Annotated in this window: 18 protein-coding genes; 3 read left to right on the top strand and 15 right to left on the bottom strand. The window is 65.9% G+C overall.

Annotation, left to right across the window (positions count from 1 at the left end):
- The first annotated feature begins 4 nt into the window (after positions 1-4).
- Complete coding sequence (locus ABZW74_RS06585; RefSeq protein ID WP_240856381.1) at positions 5-775, top strand: SDR family oxidoreductase; 771 nt, start codon at positions 5-7, stop codon at positions 773-775.
- A gap of 338 nt (positions 776-1113) precedes the next feature.
- On the opposite strand, the gene ABZW74_RS06580 is transcribed toward ABZW74_RS06585, so the two are convergent.
- The 4 genes from ABZW74_RS06580 to ABZW74_RS06565 form a co-directional block, all read right to left on the bottom strand.
- Positions 1114-1662 (bottom strand): DUF4190 domain-containing protein, encoded by a 549-nt coding sequence (locus ABZW74_RS06580; protein ID WP_355275081.1) that lies wholly within the window; start codon positions 1660-1662, stop codon positions 1114-1116.
- A gap of 181 nt (positions 1663-1843) precedes the next feature.
- On the bottom strand, positions 1844-2017 hold the full coding sequence (rpmF, locus tag ABZW74_RS06575; RefSeq protein WP_240856379.1) for a 50S ribosomal protein L32: 174 nt from the start codon (positions 2015-2017) through the stop codon (positions 1844-1846).
- Positions 2018-2163: 146 nt separating this feature from the next.
- Positions 2164-2955 carry a DUF4190 domain-containing protein gene (locus ABZW74_RS06570; RefSeq protein ID WP_355275078.1) on the bottom strand — a complete coding sequence of 264 codons (792 nt, stop codon included), beginning with the start codon at positions 2953-2955 and terminating at the stop codon, positions 2164-2166.
- Positions 2956-3086: 131 nt separating this feature from the next.
- Positions 3087-3728, bottom strand: coding sequence for a DUF4190 domain-containing protein (locus ABZW74_RS06565; RefSeq protein WP_355275076.1), 642 nt, complete (start codon positions 3726-3728; stop codon positions 3087-3089).
- Between the two features lie 62 nt (positions 3729-3790).
- Here ABZW74_RS06565 and ABZW74_RS06560 point away from each other — a divergent pair, with 62 nt between their 5' ends.
- On the top strand, positions 3791-4726 hold the full coding sequence (locus tag ABZW74_RS06560; protein ID WP_355275074.1) for an AEC family transporter: 936 nt from the start codon (positions 3791-3793) through the stop codon (positions 4724-4726).
- A gap of 34 nt (positions 4727-4760) precedes the next feature.
- Here ABZW74_RS06560 and ABZW74_RS06555 read toward each other — a convergent pair whose 3' ends face one another.
- Positions 4761-5393 (bottom strand): DUF1707 domain-containing protein, encoded by a 633-nt coding sequence (locus ABZW74_RS06555; protein ID WP_355275072.1) that lies wholly within the window; start codon positions 5391-5393, stop codon positions 4761-4763.
- A 103-nt stretch (positions 5394-5496) separates the two neighbouring features.
- Between ABZW74_RS06555 and ABZW74_RS06550 the strand changes: the two genes are divergently transcribed.
- Positions 5497-6117 carry a hypothetical protein gene (locus ABZW74_RS06550; RefSeq protein WP_355275070.1) on the top strand — a complete coding sequence of 207 codons (621 nt, stop codon included), beginning with the start codon at positions 5497-5499 and terminating at the stop codon, positions 6115-6117.
- Positions 6118-6575: 458 nt separating this feature from the next.
- On the opposite strand, the gene ABZW74_RS06545 is transcribed toward ABZW74_RS06550, so the two are convergent.
- The 10 genes from ABZW74_RS06545 to ABZW74_RS06500 form a co-directional block, all read right to left on the bottom strand.
- A complete protein-coding gene (locus ABZW74_RS06545; protein WP_355275068.1) occupies positions 6576-8579 on the bottom strand; it encodes a VWA domain-containing protein in 2004 nt (667 codons plus the stop codon).
- Positions 8580-8589: 10 nt separating this feature from the next.
- The gene (locus ABZW74_RS06540; RefSeq protein WP_240856372.1) at positions 8590-10035 is read right to left on the bottom strand and encodes a sigma 54-interacting transcriptional regulator; all 1446 of its coding nucleotides are present in this window, start codon (positions 10033-10035) and stop codon (positions 8590-8592) included.
- Between the two features lie 31 nt (positions 10036-10066).
- Positions 10067-10636 (bottom strand): maleylpyruvate isomerase family mycothiol-dependent enzyme, encoded by a 570-nt coding sequence (locus ABZW74_RS06535; protein WP_240856371.1) that lies wholly within the window; start codon positions 10634-10636, stop codon positions 10067-10069.
- Positions 10637-10638: 2 nt separating this feature from the next.
- Complete coding sequence (locus tag ABZW74_RS06530; protein WP_240856370.1) at positions 10639-11127, bottom strand: SRPBCC domain-containing protein; 489 nt, start codon at positions 11125-11127, stop codon at positions 10639-10641.
- Positions 11124-11501, bottom strand: coding sequence for a metalloregulator ArsR/SmtB family transcription factor (locus ABZW74_RS06525; RefSeq protein WP_240856369.1), 378 nt, complete (start codon positions 11499-11501; stop codon positions 11124-11126). Before ABZW74_RS06525 ends, ABZW74_RS06530 begins: the two co-directional genes overlap by 4 nt.
- Before the next feature lie 246 nt (positions 11502-11747).
- Positions 11748-12677 (bottom strand): TauD/TfdA family dioxygenase, encoded by a 930-nt coding sequence (locus tag ABZW74_RS06520; RefSeq protein ID WP_355275064.1) that lies wholly within the window; start codon positions 12675-12677, stop codon positions 11748-11750.
- A gap of 229 nt (positions 12678-12906) precedes the next feature.
- Entirely contained in the window at positions 12907-14244 is a 1338-nt protein-coding gene (locus ABZW74_RS06515; RefSeq protein WP_355275062.1) for an LLM class flavin-dependent oxidoreductase, read from the bottom strand.
- A 27-nt stretch (positions 14245-14271) separates the two neighbouring features.
- Positions 14272-15171 carry an ABC transporter permease gene (locus ABZW74_RS06510; RefSeq protein ID WP_240856366.1) on the bottom strand — a complete coding sequence of 300 codons (900 nt, stop codon included), beginning with the start codon at positions 15169-15171 and terminating at the stop codon, positions 14272-14274.
- Complete coding sequence (locus ABZW74_RS06505) at positions 15164-16045, bottom strand: ABC transporter ATP-binding protein (protein WP_355275060.1); 882 nt, start codon at positions 16043-16045, stop codon at positions 15164-15166. The genes ABZW74_RS06510 and ABZW74_RS06505 overlap by 8 nt, the downstream gene beginning before the upstream one ends.
- Before the next feature lies 1 nt (position 16046).
- The coding region (locus ABZW74_RS06500) for an IclR family transcriptional regulator C-terminal domain-containing protein (protein ID WP_355275058.1) at positions 16047-16302 on the bottom strand (256 nt) is incomplete at its 5' end.

Below are 16302 nucleotides of genomic sequence, written 5' to 3'. Positions count from 1 at the left end.
GGATATGTCATCGATTTTCATCACCGGCGGCGCGGCGGGCATCGGACTGGCCACCGCGGAGCGTTTCGACCGGGAGGGATGGACGATCGGTGTCTACGACGTCAACAAGGACGCCCTCGACAAGGTCAAGGCGAACCACCCCGATTGGATCGTCGGCGAACTCGACGTCCGCGATGAGGCCCAGTGGGCGCACGCGCTCGGTGAGTTCACCGAGGCGACGGGTGGCACGCTCGATGTCCTCGACAACAACGCGGGCATCCTGCACGAGGGTCCGCTGACCGAGATCTCCCCGGACGCGATCAAGCGCCAGATCGACATCGACGCGCTCGGCGTCGCGCTCGGGGCTCAGGCCGCGCACCCGTACCTGAAGGCGACGCCCGGTGCACACCTGGTCAACATCGCCTCGGCGTCGGCCATCTACGGGCAGCCCGACATCGCCGTGTACAGCGCCACCAAGTTCTTTGTCGCCGGCCTGACCGAGGCGCTCGAACTCGAGTGGGAGCCCGACGACATCCGCGTCGTCAGCATCTGGCCGCTGTGGGCCAAGACCGCGCTGGCCGCCGCCGACGCCAAGTCGACCAAGACCCTGGGCATCCGGATCACGCCCGAGCAGGTCGCCGACAAGGTGTGGGAGTCAGTACATCCCACCCGCCAGGACAAGCTGCTGCACCGGACCAGCTACGGCGTCGGTACCCAGACCCTGGTGCTGGGCAACGCGGCCAAGTTCATCCCGAACTTCCTCAACCGCGCCGTCAACAAGTTCATCGCCCAGTAGGAACCGGCCGGCGGCGGCGATCGTGGGGGCAGGAAGGTTGGTCGGGCCGGTGGCCAGGATCGGGCCCCTGACGGTGGTCCTCCGGGTATTTCCCGGAAGCACTCGCTCACGGGCCCGATCTCAGTCACCTGTCGTCGCGTTCCGCCGAACGCGACGACAGAAGCAGGCGCCCCACGAAAAGTAGGGGACGAAACTTCCTCCCCTGGCCTTGGAGTCCTCCCCCGGAAAATTCTCGCGGACGACTATGAAACCCGGGGACGAAGTTCCTCCCCTAGATTTTGCGGCACGACACTATCGCATTTGCCCAGTTCAGCGCGGTGGTCGCCGAACACTTCGCATCAGTAGTCGGTCGACGTCGACGATGCGCCGACGACCAGACCCAGATAGATCACGTTGATGACGAAGTACGCCAGGATTCCGACAAGTGCGATCGCACCGATGATGATCCCGGCGATGGCCAGCCCGTCGCCTTCTTCGGTTCCGTTGGAGTTCTTGATCTGATTGCGCGCGATGAGGCCGAACACGATCCCCAACCAGCTGAGACACCCACACCCGGCGAGCGACACCACGAGCGCGGTGATCGCCATCGCGTTGGTCCGGCGCACCGGGGCAATGACTACCGGCGGCCCGTACGCCGGCTGTCCGTAGTACGGAGCACCGTACGGTTGCACGGACGGCGCGCCGTAGGCCGGCACCGGCGGTAGCGCAGCAGCCGACGGCGGGGGCAACGGAGGCAGCGATCCCGACACCGGCGGAGGCGTGATCGGCATCGGGAGCGGCGGGGTCCCCTTGTCCAAGCGGGGCGGCGTCACCGGTCGTTGGCTCAGCTGGGTCGGCTCCCATTGCGACGAATCATCACCGGACGAACCGCCGTAATACTTGGGCATTCTGATTGGTCCCCCCGTTGGTTGGTGCACCGACGTGGTGCCCGGTCATCGTAACCAGCCCATGACCGATCCGAACGGTTGGTCACGCACGTGAACGACCGCCCCCGGGCACAAGGCCCAGGGGCGGTCGGTGGTTCGTTTGTCGCGACGGTCGGCGGCGCGACCGTCGGGCAGCTCTAGATCAGCGACGGTCCAGGTCGATGACGCCCGCGCGGGCAGCCTTGACCAGACGACGCGGAATGCGCTGCACGACGCCGTTCACCTTCACCTCTTGCAGTGCGGGATTGTCCGCCTTCCACTGCGAACGACGGCTACGGGTGTTGGCCCGCGACATCCGGCGCTTCGGTACAGCCATGGTTGAGCCCTTCTCCTACGGTGGTCTGTCTGGGATCGATCAGCTGGCGCGATGATCCCTGGTCAGTGCGCCTGCAGCCCGGTGGGCGCGTCACACAACCTCACCAGACTACCCGGCAAGGACGGCAACCTCCAAAACGAGGCTTGTCAGTAGTCGGTGCTGGTGTCGAAGGCGAAGCTACCGATCACGCCGGCGAACACAAGAATCCAGTAGATGATGAACAGCACGGTCACAATGGCGCCGATGATGATTCCGGCCAGCGCCATCCCGTCGCCGGTCTGTGTGCCGTTGGATTCCTTGATCTGCTTGCGTGCGACGATGCCGAGAACCAGGCCGACGATGGCGGTGAGGCCACAGCACACCAAGCCGACAATCGAGCACACCAAAGATGCGATTGCGAGAGGGTTGTTCTTCGCCTGCGCCGGGTACCCCGGTGCGCCTGCTGCCGGGTAACCCGAAGCGCCGTATCCGGGCTGACCGTACGGGCTGGCGGGCGGGGTGCCATACGACGGCGTGCCATAGGACGGCGGCACGTTCGGGTCGGACGACGCGCCGGGGTCCGCACCGTAGGACGGCGTCGATGCACCGTAGGAGGGCGTCGAACCGGGGGCGCCGTAGGACGGCGTCGAGCCCGGTGCACCGTACGACGGCGGAGCGCCGTACTGCGACGGATCCGACGAAGGCGTGGACGGCGATCCGTAAGACGGCGGCGGTGTCTGCGAGACCCGGGTGGCGTCGTAGCCACCGGCGGGTGGCTGCGGTGTGCCATACGACGGCGGGGGCGGGCTGCTCGGCGAGCCCTGCGGTGGATACCCCTCACCCGGTCCGGTCTTGATCACTCGCGTCGCGTCCCCGGAAGGCGTGGCGGGTGGCTCGTACGATTCGGGATCCGCGGGCTTCTTCTTGAATGGATCGTCGTCGCCGGTCGGGTTCGTCATCGGCTTGGCCTTTCGAAACGCGCGGCTCCCCGAGACGCGCAGACGGATCGGTACCGCAAGGCGCGGCACGTCGGATACAGCCTAGTCAAGATCGTTCCGATCCCCCTCGGAAAGCAGCCGAAATCAGTCGTTCAGTAGGTCCCGAAAATGATCGCGATGAGAAGAACTGTGCAGATCACCGAGAGCGCAAGCCCGATGCCACCCGTGATGAGACCGGCCAGTGCGTTGCCGCTGCCGCTCTGCGCGCCGGCCGAATCGTCGATCTCGCGTCGCGCCTTGACTCCCATCACCAGTGCGACGATGCCGGTGGGACCTGAGATCGGGATGGAGAAGCAGCTGAACAGGAAGACACTGACCAGGCTTGCGATGCCGCAGATGAGAGCGGCGGTGGATTTTCCGTTGGTCTGCGACATCGGTTGTCCGTAGCCGTACGGCGCGGGTCCGTACGCCCCGTACTGCACCGGTGCCGGGTACTGCGGATACCCGGGTGTCGGTGGGTACTGGCCGTACGGGTTCGGCGACACCGCCCCGTAATAGCCATCGGACCCCGGCGCCGCGACCGGCGGAAGCGGCGGATTGGCCCCGTAGCCCGCCAGATACGGATCGCTCGACGGGTCTTGATAGGTCGGCTGCGCTTGATAGGTGGGCGGGGCTTGATAGGTCGGCGAGAACTCGGTGGGTGCATACGGCGCGGGCTGCACCGGTGCGTCCTTGTTCAGCGAGACCCATCCGTCGTCCTGGTGGCCCGATCCCTGTCCAGGCGTGTTGGTCACGCTGACCTCCTCCACGATCGCCCGATTGATGTGGATTTCAGGGTAGTGAATAAGCTCGGCTGGTGTCAGGCGTGGTTTCCGGGTTCACCGTCATCTTCATCGTGGTGGGCATCGGATATGTGCTCGGACGGACGCGCCTGCTCGGCGACCACGCCCACGAGGTGTTGTCGCGACTGGTGTTCTTCGTCTGCACGCCGGCGCTCCTCTTCTATTCGCTTGTTACCTCGGATCTGTCGGTCATCTTCTCCTCGACCCTGGTCATCGCGGGTGGCAGCGCACTGGCAATCGGGCTGGTCTACGTGGTCGTCGCCCGATTCTGGCTGCGGCGCGCGGTTCCGGAGCTGGTCATCGGCGCGTTGTCGTCGTCGTACGTCAACAGCGTGAATCTCGGGCTCCCGATCGCCATCTTCGTGCTCGACGACGCGACGTTCATCGCGCCGCTGCTGCTTTTCCAGATCCTCATCTACTCCCCGATCGCGCTCCTGGCCCTCGACCTCACGGCGCTCGATCGTGGCGCGCACCGCTCGCTGTGGCGCGACGCTGTCGTCACCCCGCTGACCAATCCGATCGTCATCGGCGGGGTGACCGGACTTGTCGTCTCGCTCATTGGCTGGATACCGCCGGCACCGGTACTCGAACCCCTCAAGATGCTCGGAAACGCCTCGGTGCCAGGAGCATTGCTCGCCTTTGGACTCTCCCTGACCGGTGTGACGGTGTTCAAGAAGGGCGAGAGCCCACGACGCGACATCGCGCTCGCCACCGTCCTGAAGATGCTCGCCATGCCGGCGCTGGTCTACGTCGTCGCGCGTTGGGGCTTCGGCCAGACCGGGCATCAACTCTTCGCGCAGGTGGTGATCGGTGCGCTGCCGAGCGCGCAGAACGTGATGGTCTACGCGACGCGATATCGGCGCGGTCAGATCCTCGCGCGCGACACCGCGCTCATCACCACCCTCGCGTCGATCCCGGCGATCGCGATCATCTCGCTGGTGCTTGCCTGACGGGTTGACCGGCCCAGGACTCGAGTCGAGTTGCCTACTCGTCGACCGGCTTACGTTTGACGTCGACGCCGCCCATCAGCGCCAGACCGGTGACGCGCACCGTCGGTGCGCCAGGCGCGCCAGTCGCGTTCGCGCCACCGAAACCCCCCATGATGCCCAGACCACCGACGTCGACGGTCACGTCCTCCGGGACGGTGATGTCGACGCCGCCCATGATCGCCACGCATTGGATCGTCAGAACGGGCTCGGTGAACTCGACCTCGCGCAAGTCGATCTCAACCCCGCCCATGATCGCGGTCGCACTCAGGTGTCCGCCGACGGGAGCGGTCCCTTTGAGTTCGCTGCCGGACATGATCGCGAGCCGATGACGAACGATTGCCGGGCTGTCCGATCTGCCGGTCACCCGCGTGCCGCGCGTCGTGTCGACCACGGGCCAGGTGGGCAACGCGACGCCGAGCTGGGCCACCGGAAGATCGTCGGTGAGTTCGTCGAGGTCACCAAAAGTCTTGGCCATAACGGCTTTTCCGGCGCGTTCCTCGTACTCGGCCGGCGAGAGGTTGCCGCCCGCCATCGCGGCCGACAGGATCTCGTGCACCAGTTCGCGATCGGCATCGGCGGCTCGCAGACGCGCGCGACGGTCGTCGGACGGAAGGTCGGGAGTGGTCACGATCCCGACACTAGTGTCGATTCCGGCCGACGACCACCGTGGAAACCCGGAGAATGGCCCCCAGAATAAGGCCCCGAGACAACCCTTACCCAGGAGACGACAGATGAGTACGCCCGGCCCGCCGTACGGCCCGTACCACCCACCGGTTCCGTCTCCTTCCCCCTACACCCCCAACCCGTACCAACCGTTCCAGCCAGTCCCGGCGAAGAAGAACCGGTCGCGGATGAAGCGAATCGGCAAGTGGATGACATGGATCGGCGCCATCATCCTCGTGGCCTGCGTCGCGACCGGGATCGTGCTCGCGGTGATCGGGTTCAGCAAGATCGCCGGCCAGGCCGACGACATCTTTGCCATCGACACGACGGCCTCCCGCACGTTCTCCGATGGAGATTCGTTGCAGCTGTTCGCCCCCGAGGACAGCGTTACCCCGACCTGCACCTTCGACGGTCCCGCCGACGTCACCGGAGGTTCGGAGGTCAGCACCAACTTCGGCTACGACGGTCAACAGATCGAATCGTTCCGCACCGTCGAGATCAAGGCGAGCGGCTCCTACACCATCACCTGCGACCGCCCCGCGTACGGCGCACCCGCGCTCAGCGCAGGCGTGGTCGCCATGAGCGCCGGCGGCATTCTGCTCGCGGTGTTCGGCGGCGGATTCGGTTTCATTCTGACCGTCGTCGGCATCGTGCTGTGGGTGGTGGGTGCGCGGTCGGCGAGGGCGTAGCGCGACCGCGTTGGCCCGACCACGGGAACGCACCGCGACCCCGTCGGGAATCTGTACCCCTCAACCAGACCACGTGCACTGTGCACGTGGCCAGCCTCCCAGGTACAGATTTCCGCAGGTCGCCGCGGCGGTTACCCAACCTCTCGGATCAGCGACCCAACCGCCGAGGTGGGAAGCGCGTCATCGTCGAGCATGGACGCACGATCCGTCCACGTGGTTGCCATGAGTGCGCAGCGGCGGCATCATCGTCGGCGGCGCGAACCGGCACCACAAAAGTAGGGGAAGAAACTTCTTCCCCTACCCTTGGAGTCCTCCCCCGGAAAATTCTCGCGGACGACTATGAACCCCGGGGAAGAAGTTCTTCCCCTAGATTTGCGGGCACGACGGGGGCTCATTTCCGCAGTTCAGCGGGACTATTTACCAAACTCTTCGGATCAGGGGCAGGCCAACCGGGAGTGTCAGCCGCGCCGGCGACCCCGTCGTGAGCGGAGGTAGTCGCCGACGACGGCCGCGCCCAGCCCGTCGACGTCGGGGGCCACCACCCGGCCGCCGATCCGACGAGCAATCTGATCCATGAAGTGCGCGAGTCCCGGGTCTTCCCCGAGCCGGAAGAACGTCACCTGCGCGCCGAGACGAGCGACGTGGTCGAGTTCGCGAACGGTGAGTGCGATGGTCTGCGGGTGCGGCGGGTAGTAGAAGAACGGTTCGCCGCTGGGGTCGAGGTGAGCGGTCGGCTCACCGTCGGTCACCACGAGCACCACCGGCTGCGCGTTGGGGAAGCGACGCAGATGACGCTGCGCGAGCAGCAGCGCGTGATGCAGGTTGGTGCCCTGCTCCATCCGCGGCTGCAGCCCGGTCAGTTCGGCGATGTCGATCGACCGCGCGTACCGCCCGAACGCGATGAGATGCAGTTCGTCACTGCGGAATCGGGTGGAGATCAGGTGGTTGAGCGCAATCGCGGTGCGCTTCATCGGTGTCCAGCGGCCCTCCATCTCCATCGAGAACGATGTGTCGACGAGGAGCACGACGGCAGCCTGGGTGCGGGTCTCGGTCTCGGCGACCTCGACGTCGCGCACGTCGATGCGTACGCCCTCACGCGCCATCTCGGCAGTCGTCAGCGCGGGCTCGGTGGTCTCGGACACGGTGCGCAGCACGGCATTCGACACCGTGCGGGTGACGTCCCACGGATCGGTGTCACCGAACACCCACTCGCGAGTGGCCCCCGTCGGCTCGCCGAGAAGGCCGCTGCGTCGGGTCTGACGATCTCCGCGTCGACCCGAAAGCTGTTCGGCCACATCCTTGAAGATGGTCTGACCGAGTTGCCGCATCGCCTTGGGACTCAGCCGCAGCTGACCGTCGGAGGTGCGGTCGAAGAACCCCTGTTCGTTGAGTGCCTTCTCGAGTTCCTGCAGTGTCCGCGCGTCCACGGCGGCCTCGTCGCCGAGTTGCCGGGCCAAGGCGTCGAGGTCGATGTCGTCGAGTTGCGCGCCCGCATACTGCTGCGACAACTGTTCGCTGAGTGCGTCGAGTTCGGAGATGTCGCGCAAGGCTGCCGCACCCTCCCCCATCCCCATCGGCTGATCTCCGGAGAACGACTGCCCGTCATCCCAGCCGAGACCAGGACGCGCCTCGCGCAACGCCGAATCCATCTGCGCCAGTTGATTCATCAGTTCCGGTGACCCGAACGCCTGCTGGGCGAGCTGGTCGAGTTCGGCGCGTTGCTCGGGCGTCAACGAGTTGTAGAACTGCTGGGCCGCGGCGGCGCGCTGAGCCAGCGAGTCGATGAGTTCGTCGGTGTTGCGGGGGTTCTCCGGGAAGAAGTCGCCGTGTTTGTCCATGAACTCGTCGAACTGCTGCGTGGTGTCCTCGCCGCGGTTGTGCGCGGCAAGGAGTTCGTTGAGATCTTTGAGCATCTCCGAAACACGTTGGCGGTCTTGCTCGGTCGCGCCTTCGAGGGCTTCCTTCATGCCGGCGAAGCGCTGGTCGAGCATTTCGCGCCCCAGGATATCCTTGATCTTCTCGAAGTCTTCGCGGGCTTGCGGTGAGCGCCAGTCGTATTCGGAGAGTTCTTCGACGGCCTGCGCGGTCGACGGCGGCAGGTTGCCGATCTGCATCTCGGCGAAACGTGCGTCGTCGTCGAGGTCACGGGCGAGTTGTTTGCGTTCCTCCAGAACTGCATGGTCGAGGAGTTCGCGGATCTCGTTGAACGTCCCGTCGAGGTTGCGGCGCTTGAGCAATTCCTGCCGCCGACGATTGATCTGCTCGCGCAGTTTGTCGAGCCCACGCATGTCCGGGGTGCCGCGACGCAGGAACTCCCGCAGCGCTCGCTGCGGCGAGGCACCCGCCATCACGTCGTCGCCGATCTCGGCAAGCGCATCACGCAGGTCGACGGGAGGCGCCAGCGGATCGGGCCCACCGCTGTAGCGCTGATACCGAGATCGATGAAAGCTCTTGCGCGCCATGCTCACTCCCTCACCCGTAGAGCGTCTGACCAGATTCGTCGGCCTCCTTGCCGATCCGGCGGGCCAGGTAGAGGCCTTCCAATGCGAGTTCGACGGCGCTCGCGCGCTCACCGTCGGCCTCGGCGTCGAGGCGCTCGGCGATGTCGTCGAGCAGTTCCGACGTGGTTTCCGCCGACGGGATCGAACCGAGGAAGTCGACGGCCGTGACCCGATCCCCCGTGACGACGGGTTCGCCGCTCTCCAGCGCATCCACCAGTGGCGCCATGTCGATGCCGCCGAGATGAGCACGAACTGTGTCGGCGATGGACTTACGCATCAGGTGTTCGAGGATCTCCAGCTCACGACCCTCCTCACCGGACTCGAACTCGATCTTGCCGCGCAGCACCTCGATCACCGACTCGAGGTCGACGACCCGCGCCACGGCCTGCTCCTCGCCGGTCACCGCGGAGCGGTGCAATGCCGCTGCCGCAACGGTTTCCGCGCCGGCGATGGAGAATCGGGCCGACACACCCGACCGCTGATCGATCGACGGATGATCACGCGCATAGCGGGTGAAACGCGCCAGGATCTCCGTGATGAAGGTCGGGACGGTCGCGGTGAGGTCGGCTTCCTGCTCGATCACGGCGATCTCGTCGTCGAGCTCGATCGGGTAGTGGGTCCGGATCTCGGCGCCGAAACGGTCCTTGAGCGGCGTGATGATCCGACCGCGATTGGTGTAGTCCTCCGGGTTGGCGCTGGCCATGACGAGAACGTCGAGCGGCAGCCGCAGCGTGTAACCCCGCACCTGGATGTCGCGTTCTTCCATGACGTTGAGCATCGACACCTGGATCCGCTCGGCGAGATCGGGCAGCTCGTTGATGGCGACGATGCCGCGGTGCGCACGTGGGATGAGCCCGAAGTGGATGGTCTCGGGGTCGCCGAGGCTGCGGCCCTCGGCCACCTTCATCGGGTCGATGTCGCCGACCAGGTCGGCCACCGAGGTGTCCGGGGTGGCCAGCTTCTCGCTGTAGCGCTGGCTGCGGTGACGCCACTCGATCGGCAGATCGTCGAGCAGGTTGGCGGCCTTGCGGATCGACGCCGGGGTGATCGGCTCGTAGGGATGCTCACCGAGTTCGGAGCCGGCGATCACCGGCGTCCATTCGTCGAGCAGGCCGGTCAGGGTGCGCAGGATGCGCGTCTTGCCCTGACCACGTTCGCCCAGCATCACGACGTCGTGACCGGCGATCAGGGCACGCTCGAGCTGCGGGATCACTGTCCCCTCGAAGCCGACGATGCCCGGCCACGGATCGGCGCCCGTCCGCAAGGCGGTCAGCAGGTTGTTGCGGATCTCGTCGCGGATGCTGCGCTGGATGTGGCCGCTGGCGCGCAGCTCACCGACGGTTCGGGGCGACGGATGGCGGGTTTCGGTGGTCTGGGAGGTGTTGGTGATGAGATTCTCCTCTGGCACCTCGTCCACGGTACTCCGCGACCGGCGATCGGTGCCGACCCTATTTCTCCCGCCACCCGGGATCGCGGCCGATGAAACCGGCAAGGCGGACGACGACGTCCGCGTCGTCGGGCACCTCGACCCTCGGCCCGTACTGCCCGGAAGCCCGCAGCATGTCCTCGATCCCCGCCATCCCGTCGAGGAGTTGCTGCGCGAACGCGGGGTCGAGGGCGGCGTCGACACCGGCCGCCTCGGCGAGATCCCAGGTGTGCATGAAGACGTCGGCGGTGTAGAACCGGTCGATCGCGTCGGCCAGACGATGGGTGCCGGCCATCGGATGGGTGAACTGTTCGTCGGCTCGGTCACCGTCGAGCAGATCCTGGACGGCGGCGGCATGTGCCACCCAGGCCGCCACCGGGTCGTCGGCGACGGCAGGCCCTGGGGCGAGCACCACACCGCCGCCGGCGAGGAAGCCGGGGAACCATTCGACGAGATGTCCGACGACGTCGCGCGCCGCCCAGCCGTCGACCGGGCTCGGCGCGTCCCAGTCGGAGACCGAGTCCGCGACGGCCCCGAAGCGCTCACTCACCTGCCGATGGCGTTGCGCGGCAGAGAGTTCCACCAGTGCCATGATCAGATCACGCCGTCGGCGATGAGCTTCTGCAGTGCGGTGTAACCTTCGTTGACCCCGACCTCCATGCCGGAGGCGAGCCAGCCGTCGCGGGCTTCGAAGCTGTCGCAGAGCGATTGAGCATGCAGGCGGGTGATGCCGTCGCCGAGGTCCTCGAACCAGAGGGTCTCGAGCGCGACCTGGTCGGGCATGCCTTCAAAGGTGAAAGTCTGGACGATCTTGTCGTCCGACACCGTGTGGAAGCAGCCGCGGAAGCCGAACTCCTGGCCGTCGTGTTCGGAGACGTAACGCCAACTCCCGCCGTCACGCACGTCCCAGTCGATGATCCGGCTGCTGATCGCATCCGGGCCGACCCAGCGGACGAACAGTTCGGGGTCGGTGTGCGCCTTCATCAATTGCGCTGGGGTGCCCCGGAAGTCGCGGGTGATGCGGATGATGGGCACCTCCTTGTCCGCCTCGATTGTTGCCTCGGGGTATCGGGTGGTGGTCATGACGCCTGTCCTTTCGCTCGTGGTTGTTCGTCGCCAGGCGCTGCACCTGACGGGCCTTCGTTCAGTTCGGCCAGCAGTACGTCGAGACGCTGGTAGCGCTCCTCCGCACGTCGGCGATACCGCTCGATCCACTTGGTCATGAGGTCGAACACCTCCGCTTCCAGATGGACCGGGCGAGTCTGGGCCGCACGGCTGCGAGTCACCAGTCCGGCGTCCTCGAGCACCTTGAGGTGCTTGGACACCGCCTGGATGCTGACGTCGTACGGCTCGGCGAGTTGGCTGACCGTCGCGTCGGAGACCGCGAGCCGGGCGACCATGTCGCGTCGGGTCGGATCTGCGAGCGCAGCGAACACCTTGGACAACTCGTCTGCCACGTCATCTCCTGACATTCGGCCCGATCGCTTCGCTCCCGGTGCCGTTACTCAACCGTTTGGTTGAGTACGAGCCTGCGCCTCCGCGACGTCGTTGTCAACCCTTTGGTTGAATAAAAGAGGAAAGGGGGCCAGCACCCCGTCAGTTACCTGTACGCCTCAGTCTGACCACGTGCACTGTGGACCTGGTCGACCTCCCAGGTACAGATTTCCGACGGTCGGTGGAGGTCCGTCACGTAACCCTTCGAGTCAGGCAACCGGCCCGACGGGCTCATCTCCACGCAGCGTGATGCGGTGCATGACGCGACGCGAATCTCCGTAGTCGCGGTTGGCGTAGTGGACGGTGTTGCGGTTGTCCCACAGCACGAGATCGCCCAGGCGCCAACGATGTCGGACGATGTGCTCGGGTTTGGTCAGGTGTGCGTAGAGCAGGTCGAGGATGCCTCGACTCTCCGCGTCGGACACCCCTTCGATGTGCGAGGTGAATCCGGGGTTGACGAACAACGATTTGCGACCGGTCTCGGGATGGACCCGCACCACCGGGTGCGAGACCGGGGTCAGTTCGGTGACCTCGGCACCGTCCCATTCGTTGCCCTTACCGCCACGGCGCTGCTTGAGGTAGTAGCCGAACTCGCGGCTGCCGTCGTGCACCGCGGTCAGGCCGTCGATGAGCGTACGAATGGGCTCCGACAGCGACCGATAGGCCAGTTCGGCGTCGGCCCAGTTGGTGTCACCGCCGTTGCGGGGCAACACAACTGGACGCAGGATCGAGCCGAGTGGTGGTCGGGGCATGAACGTGACGTCGGTGTGCCAGACGTCGGCAAATCCGTTGTCGGCGGAGTCGAGCGAGTACACCTCGTCGGGGACGTCACCGCTGTCCCACACCGGGTGTCCGACGGTGAGGTCCCCGATGCGGCGCCCGAAATCGATATGGGCCGCGTCGTCGAGCTGCTGGTCACGCAGGACGATGACCTTGTAGTCGATCAGCGCCCGCCGGATCGCCCGGACCTCGTCGTCGGACGCGTTCGCGACGTCGATGCCGCGCAGTTCGGCACCGAAGTGGGGCCCGAATTCGTCGACGTCGAGTTCGACGCCGGAGGTGATGGTGCCGGCATTCTGATCGGATGCGGCGCCCCGATCGGGTGTGGGCAGGGCAGAGTCAGAGATGGAGATTGTCATCGGAGTTCCCTTGTGTCGTCAGAAATGACGTTGGATCGTGCAGGTCAGGCGCGGAATCCGGGAACTTCGGGAGGAGAGCCGTGATGGGAGCCGTCCGACCAGTTCATCGCGTGGTGGCGCATGTTCGCGGCTCTCCCTCCGGTTGCTGTGCAGTGGCTACCACGCCTTTGTAGTGCAGGATTTGATTGTCACACAGCATTTGTCGCAGCACGATTTAAAGGCGCCGGGATTACCGGGTCACCGGCGACGCCGCACGAACCTCGCCTCGCGCCGCGGCGTCGAGACCGTAGTGACCCGCCAGCGTCGAACCCGTGTACTCGGTACGAAAACGCCCGCGCTCCTGCAGGATCGGCACCACCTTGTCGACAAATGCCTCAAGTCCACCGGGCAGGTACGGCGGCATGATGTTGAATCCGTCCGCGGCACCCGCATCCACCCACTCGATGAGGTCGTCGGCGATCTGTTGCGGCGTGCCGGCGAGGGTCCGATGCCCGCGGCCGCCGCCGAGCCGGCCGATGAGATCCCGCACGGTGAGATCTTCACCTTCTGCCAGTGCACGCACGAGACTCGAGCGGCTCTTGTTGCCCTCGATCTCCGACTCCTGCGGCAGGGGCGGCAACCGGTCGTCGAGCGCGATCCCGCTCAGGTCCTGCCCGAAGAAGACCGAAAGCTGTCGCAACGCGTAATCGGGCGAGATGAGCGTGGTGAACTCGTGCTCGAGTTCGCGGGCCTGCGCCTCGGTGTCACCGATGTACGGCACGATCCCCGGCAGTATGGCGATCTCGTCGCGACCCCGCCCATACTGCGACGCACGGTTCTTGAGGTCGTCGTAGAACGCGGTGCCGTCGGCAACAGAGCGCTGCGCGGTGAACACCACTTCCGCGATCCTGGCCGCAAGGTCTTTACCCGACTCCGACGACCCGGCCTGCACCAGCACCGGCCGACCCTGCGGGGAACGCGGCGAATTCAACGGACCGCGGACGGTGAAGTGCGGGCCCACGTGGTCGACGGTGTGCACCTTGTCGGGGTCGGCAAACAACGCCGCATCGACGTCGAGCCGTAATGCGTCGGACTCCCAGCTGTGCCACAGCGCGGTGACGACATCAACGAATTCCTCTGCACGCGAATACCGTTGCGCATGCTCGGGAGTTCCGTTGAACCCGAAGTTGCGTGCCTCGTCCGCGGTCGCCGACGTGACGACGTTCCATCCGGCCCGCCCGCCGCTGATGTGCTCGAGCGAGGCAAAGGCACGGGCCAGCGTGTACGGATGGTTGTAGCTCGTCGAAGCGGTCGCGATGAGACCGATCCTCTGGGTCGACCCGGCGATGGCCGACAGCAAGGTGATCGGCTCGAACACCTGCTGCGAGTTGCGCGCGACATTCGGTCCCACCGCGAGGATGTCGGCAAAGAACACCGAATCGAGAAGCCCACGTTCGGCGAGCTGGGCGACCTCGATGTAGTGCCGCGGGTCCAGCACTCGTTGCTCATCTGTCAGCGGATGCCGCCACGCGGCTTCGTGGTGCCCGACGCCGAGCACGAACGCATTCAGATGCAGTTGACGAGACATGGTGTGTTGTTGTCCTTTCGACATGGTTCAGTGACCGGGGTCGACCCGCCACCGCGTGAAGTACCGTTCGATGAGCACCAGTACCGCGTTGAAGATGACGCCCACCACCGCGATCGCGACGATCCCCGCATACATCTCCGGGATCTGGAAGCTGAGCTGCGACGCCATGATGAGGAAGCCCAATCCCGATTGCGCCCCGACCATTTCGGCGGCGATGAGCACGAGGATCGACGCCGCGGCCGAGAGGCGCAGCCCGGTGAAGATCGTCGGCAACGAGGCCGGCAGCACGACTTTGGCGAAGAGACGTGCCGGCGAAAGACCCAGCGAACGAGCCGATTTGATGAGCAGCGGGTCCACATCACGCACCGCCGAGATGGTGTTGAGCAGGATCGGGAACAGGCACGCGTACACCACCAGCGCGACCTTGGAGGTCTCCCCGATCCCCAGTACGAGGACGAACACCGGCAGCAATGCGAGCGGCGCGATGTTGCGGAACAGTTCGAGCGCCGGGTTGAGCCATTGGGCAACGAGCCGGTACCAGCCGATGAGCAGGCCCAATGGAATCCCGATCGCCACCGCGATCAGGTAGCCCGCCAGGGCGCGACTCAGACTGGCCGACACATGCTGCCACAGTTGGCCGTTGCCGATGAGCTCCCACAGGGCCTGGGCAACGGTGGACGCCGGCGGCAGGAAGGTGGGATCGACCGCGCCGATGCGTGGTGCAACCTCCCAGATCAGCGCCAGCACCAGCAGAACCAGCGACACCCGCACACCCTTGCCCGCCACCGACGACACACGATGCCACCACGCCGCTCGATCGTCCGACGCCTCGGCCACCACAGCGGCGGAGTCCTCCGTGGTCTCCGGCACAGCAGTCGCCTCTTCGATGTGCTTGTCGGACAGAGCCAACTGCACGCCGCTAGACATTCGACGCTCCCACCAGACCACTTGCATTTCGCTGTGCGGCATCTCGCTGTGTGGCATCCCGCTGTGTGGCATCCCGCTGTGTGGCATCCCGCTGCGTGGCATCCCGCTGCGCCCGGAGCGCAAGCCACAGATGGTGGCGGTACTCACGGAACTGAGCCGACGACCGCAGGTCCTCGATCCCCTCCCGACGAAGGTCGATGTCGACGATCTCGGTGATCCGGCCGGGCCGCGCCGACAGCACGGCCACCCGGTTCCCCAGGTAGACGGCCTCATCGATGCCGTGCGTGATGAACAGGATGGTCTTGCCGGTGGCCCGCCAGATCTTGCGCAGCTCGTCCTGCAAACCCTCCCGGGTCTGCGCGTCGAGTGCGGCGAAAGGCTCGTCCATCAACAGGATCTCGGGTTCGTAGGCGAGGCTGCGGGCGATCGCGACCCGCTGTTTCATCCCGCCGGAGAGCTCGTGCGGGTAGTGGTCACCGAAACCCGTGAGACCGACGAGCGCCAGGTATTCGTCGGCGATCTGCCGTCGCGCCCGCCGCCGCACCCCCTTGGCCTCCAACCCGAATTCGATGTTGGCCCGGGCAGTCCGCCACGGCAGCAGCGCGTACTGCTGGAAGACGATGCCCCGATCCAGGCCGGGCCCGGTGATCGGTGTGCCGTCGAGCAGGATCTCCCCCGCCGTCGGGCGGGTCAGGCCGCCGATCAGGTCGAGCAACGTCGATTTTCCGCTGCCGCTCGGGCCGACGAGCACCAAGAATTCGCCCGGCTGCGCGGCAACGGTCACATCCGCGAGCGCGAGGAAGTCTGGCTTGCCCCGTGCCGGAAACACCTTGCGTACGCCGCGCAGTTCCAATTTCGGTGTCTGCTCGGTCATGTCATCTCACCCCCGGTACTTGTTCCATCTGTGTCCTGCCGGAATCGGCCGACGCCAGCACCGGCGTCAAGGCGCGAGCCGTGTACCTCATCACCGGTACGACCCGGCCGATCAACTCCCGGTTGAGCCGTGCGCTGCGCGCCTGCACGCCGATCGACGCGCATACCCGGCCAGCGCCGTCGAACACCGGTACGGCCACCGCGGTCACCCCCGATGCGGTGGTGGCCATCGAATAGCCCCGCCGGCGAACGTCGGAC

The sequence above is a fragment of the Gordonia sp. NPDC003585 genome (genome assembly GCF_040610755.1).
Classification (GTDB): domain Bacteria; phylum Actinomycetota; class Actinomycetes; order Mycobacteriales; family Mycobacteriaceae; genus Gordonia.
The sequence above is the reverse complement of the archived record's forward strand: the minus strand, read 5'-3'. Positions and strand labels throughout refer to the sequence as shown.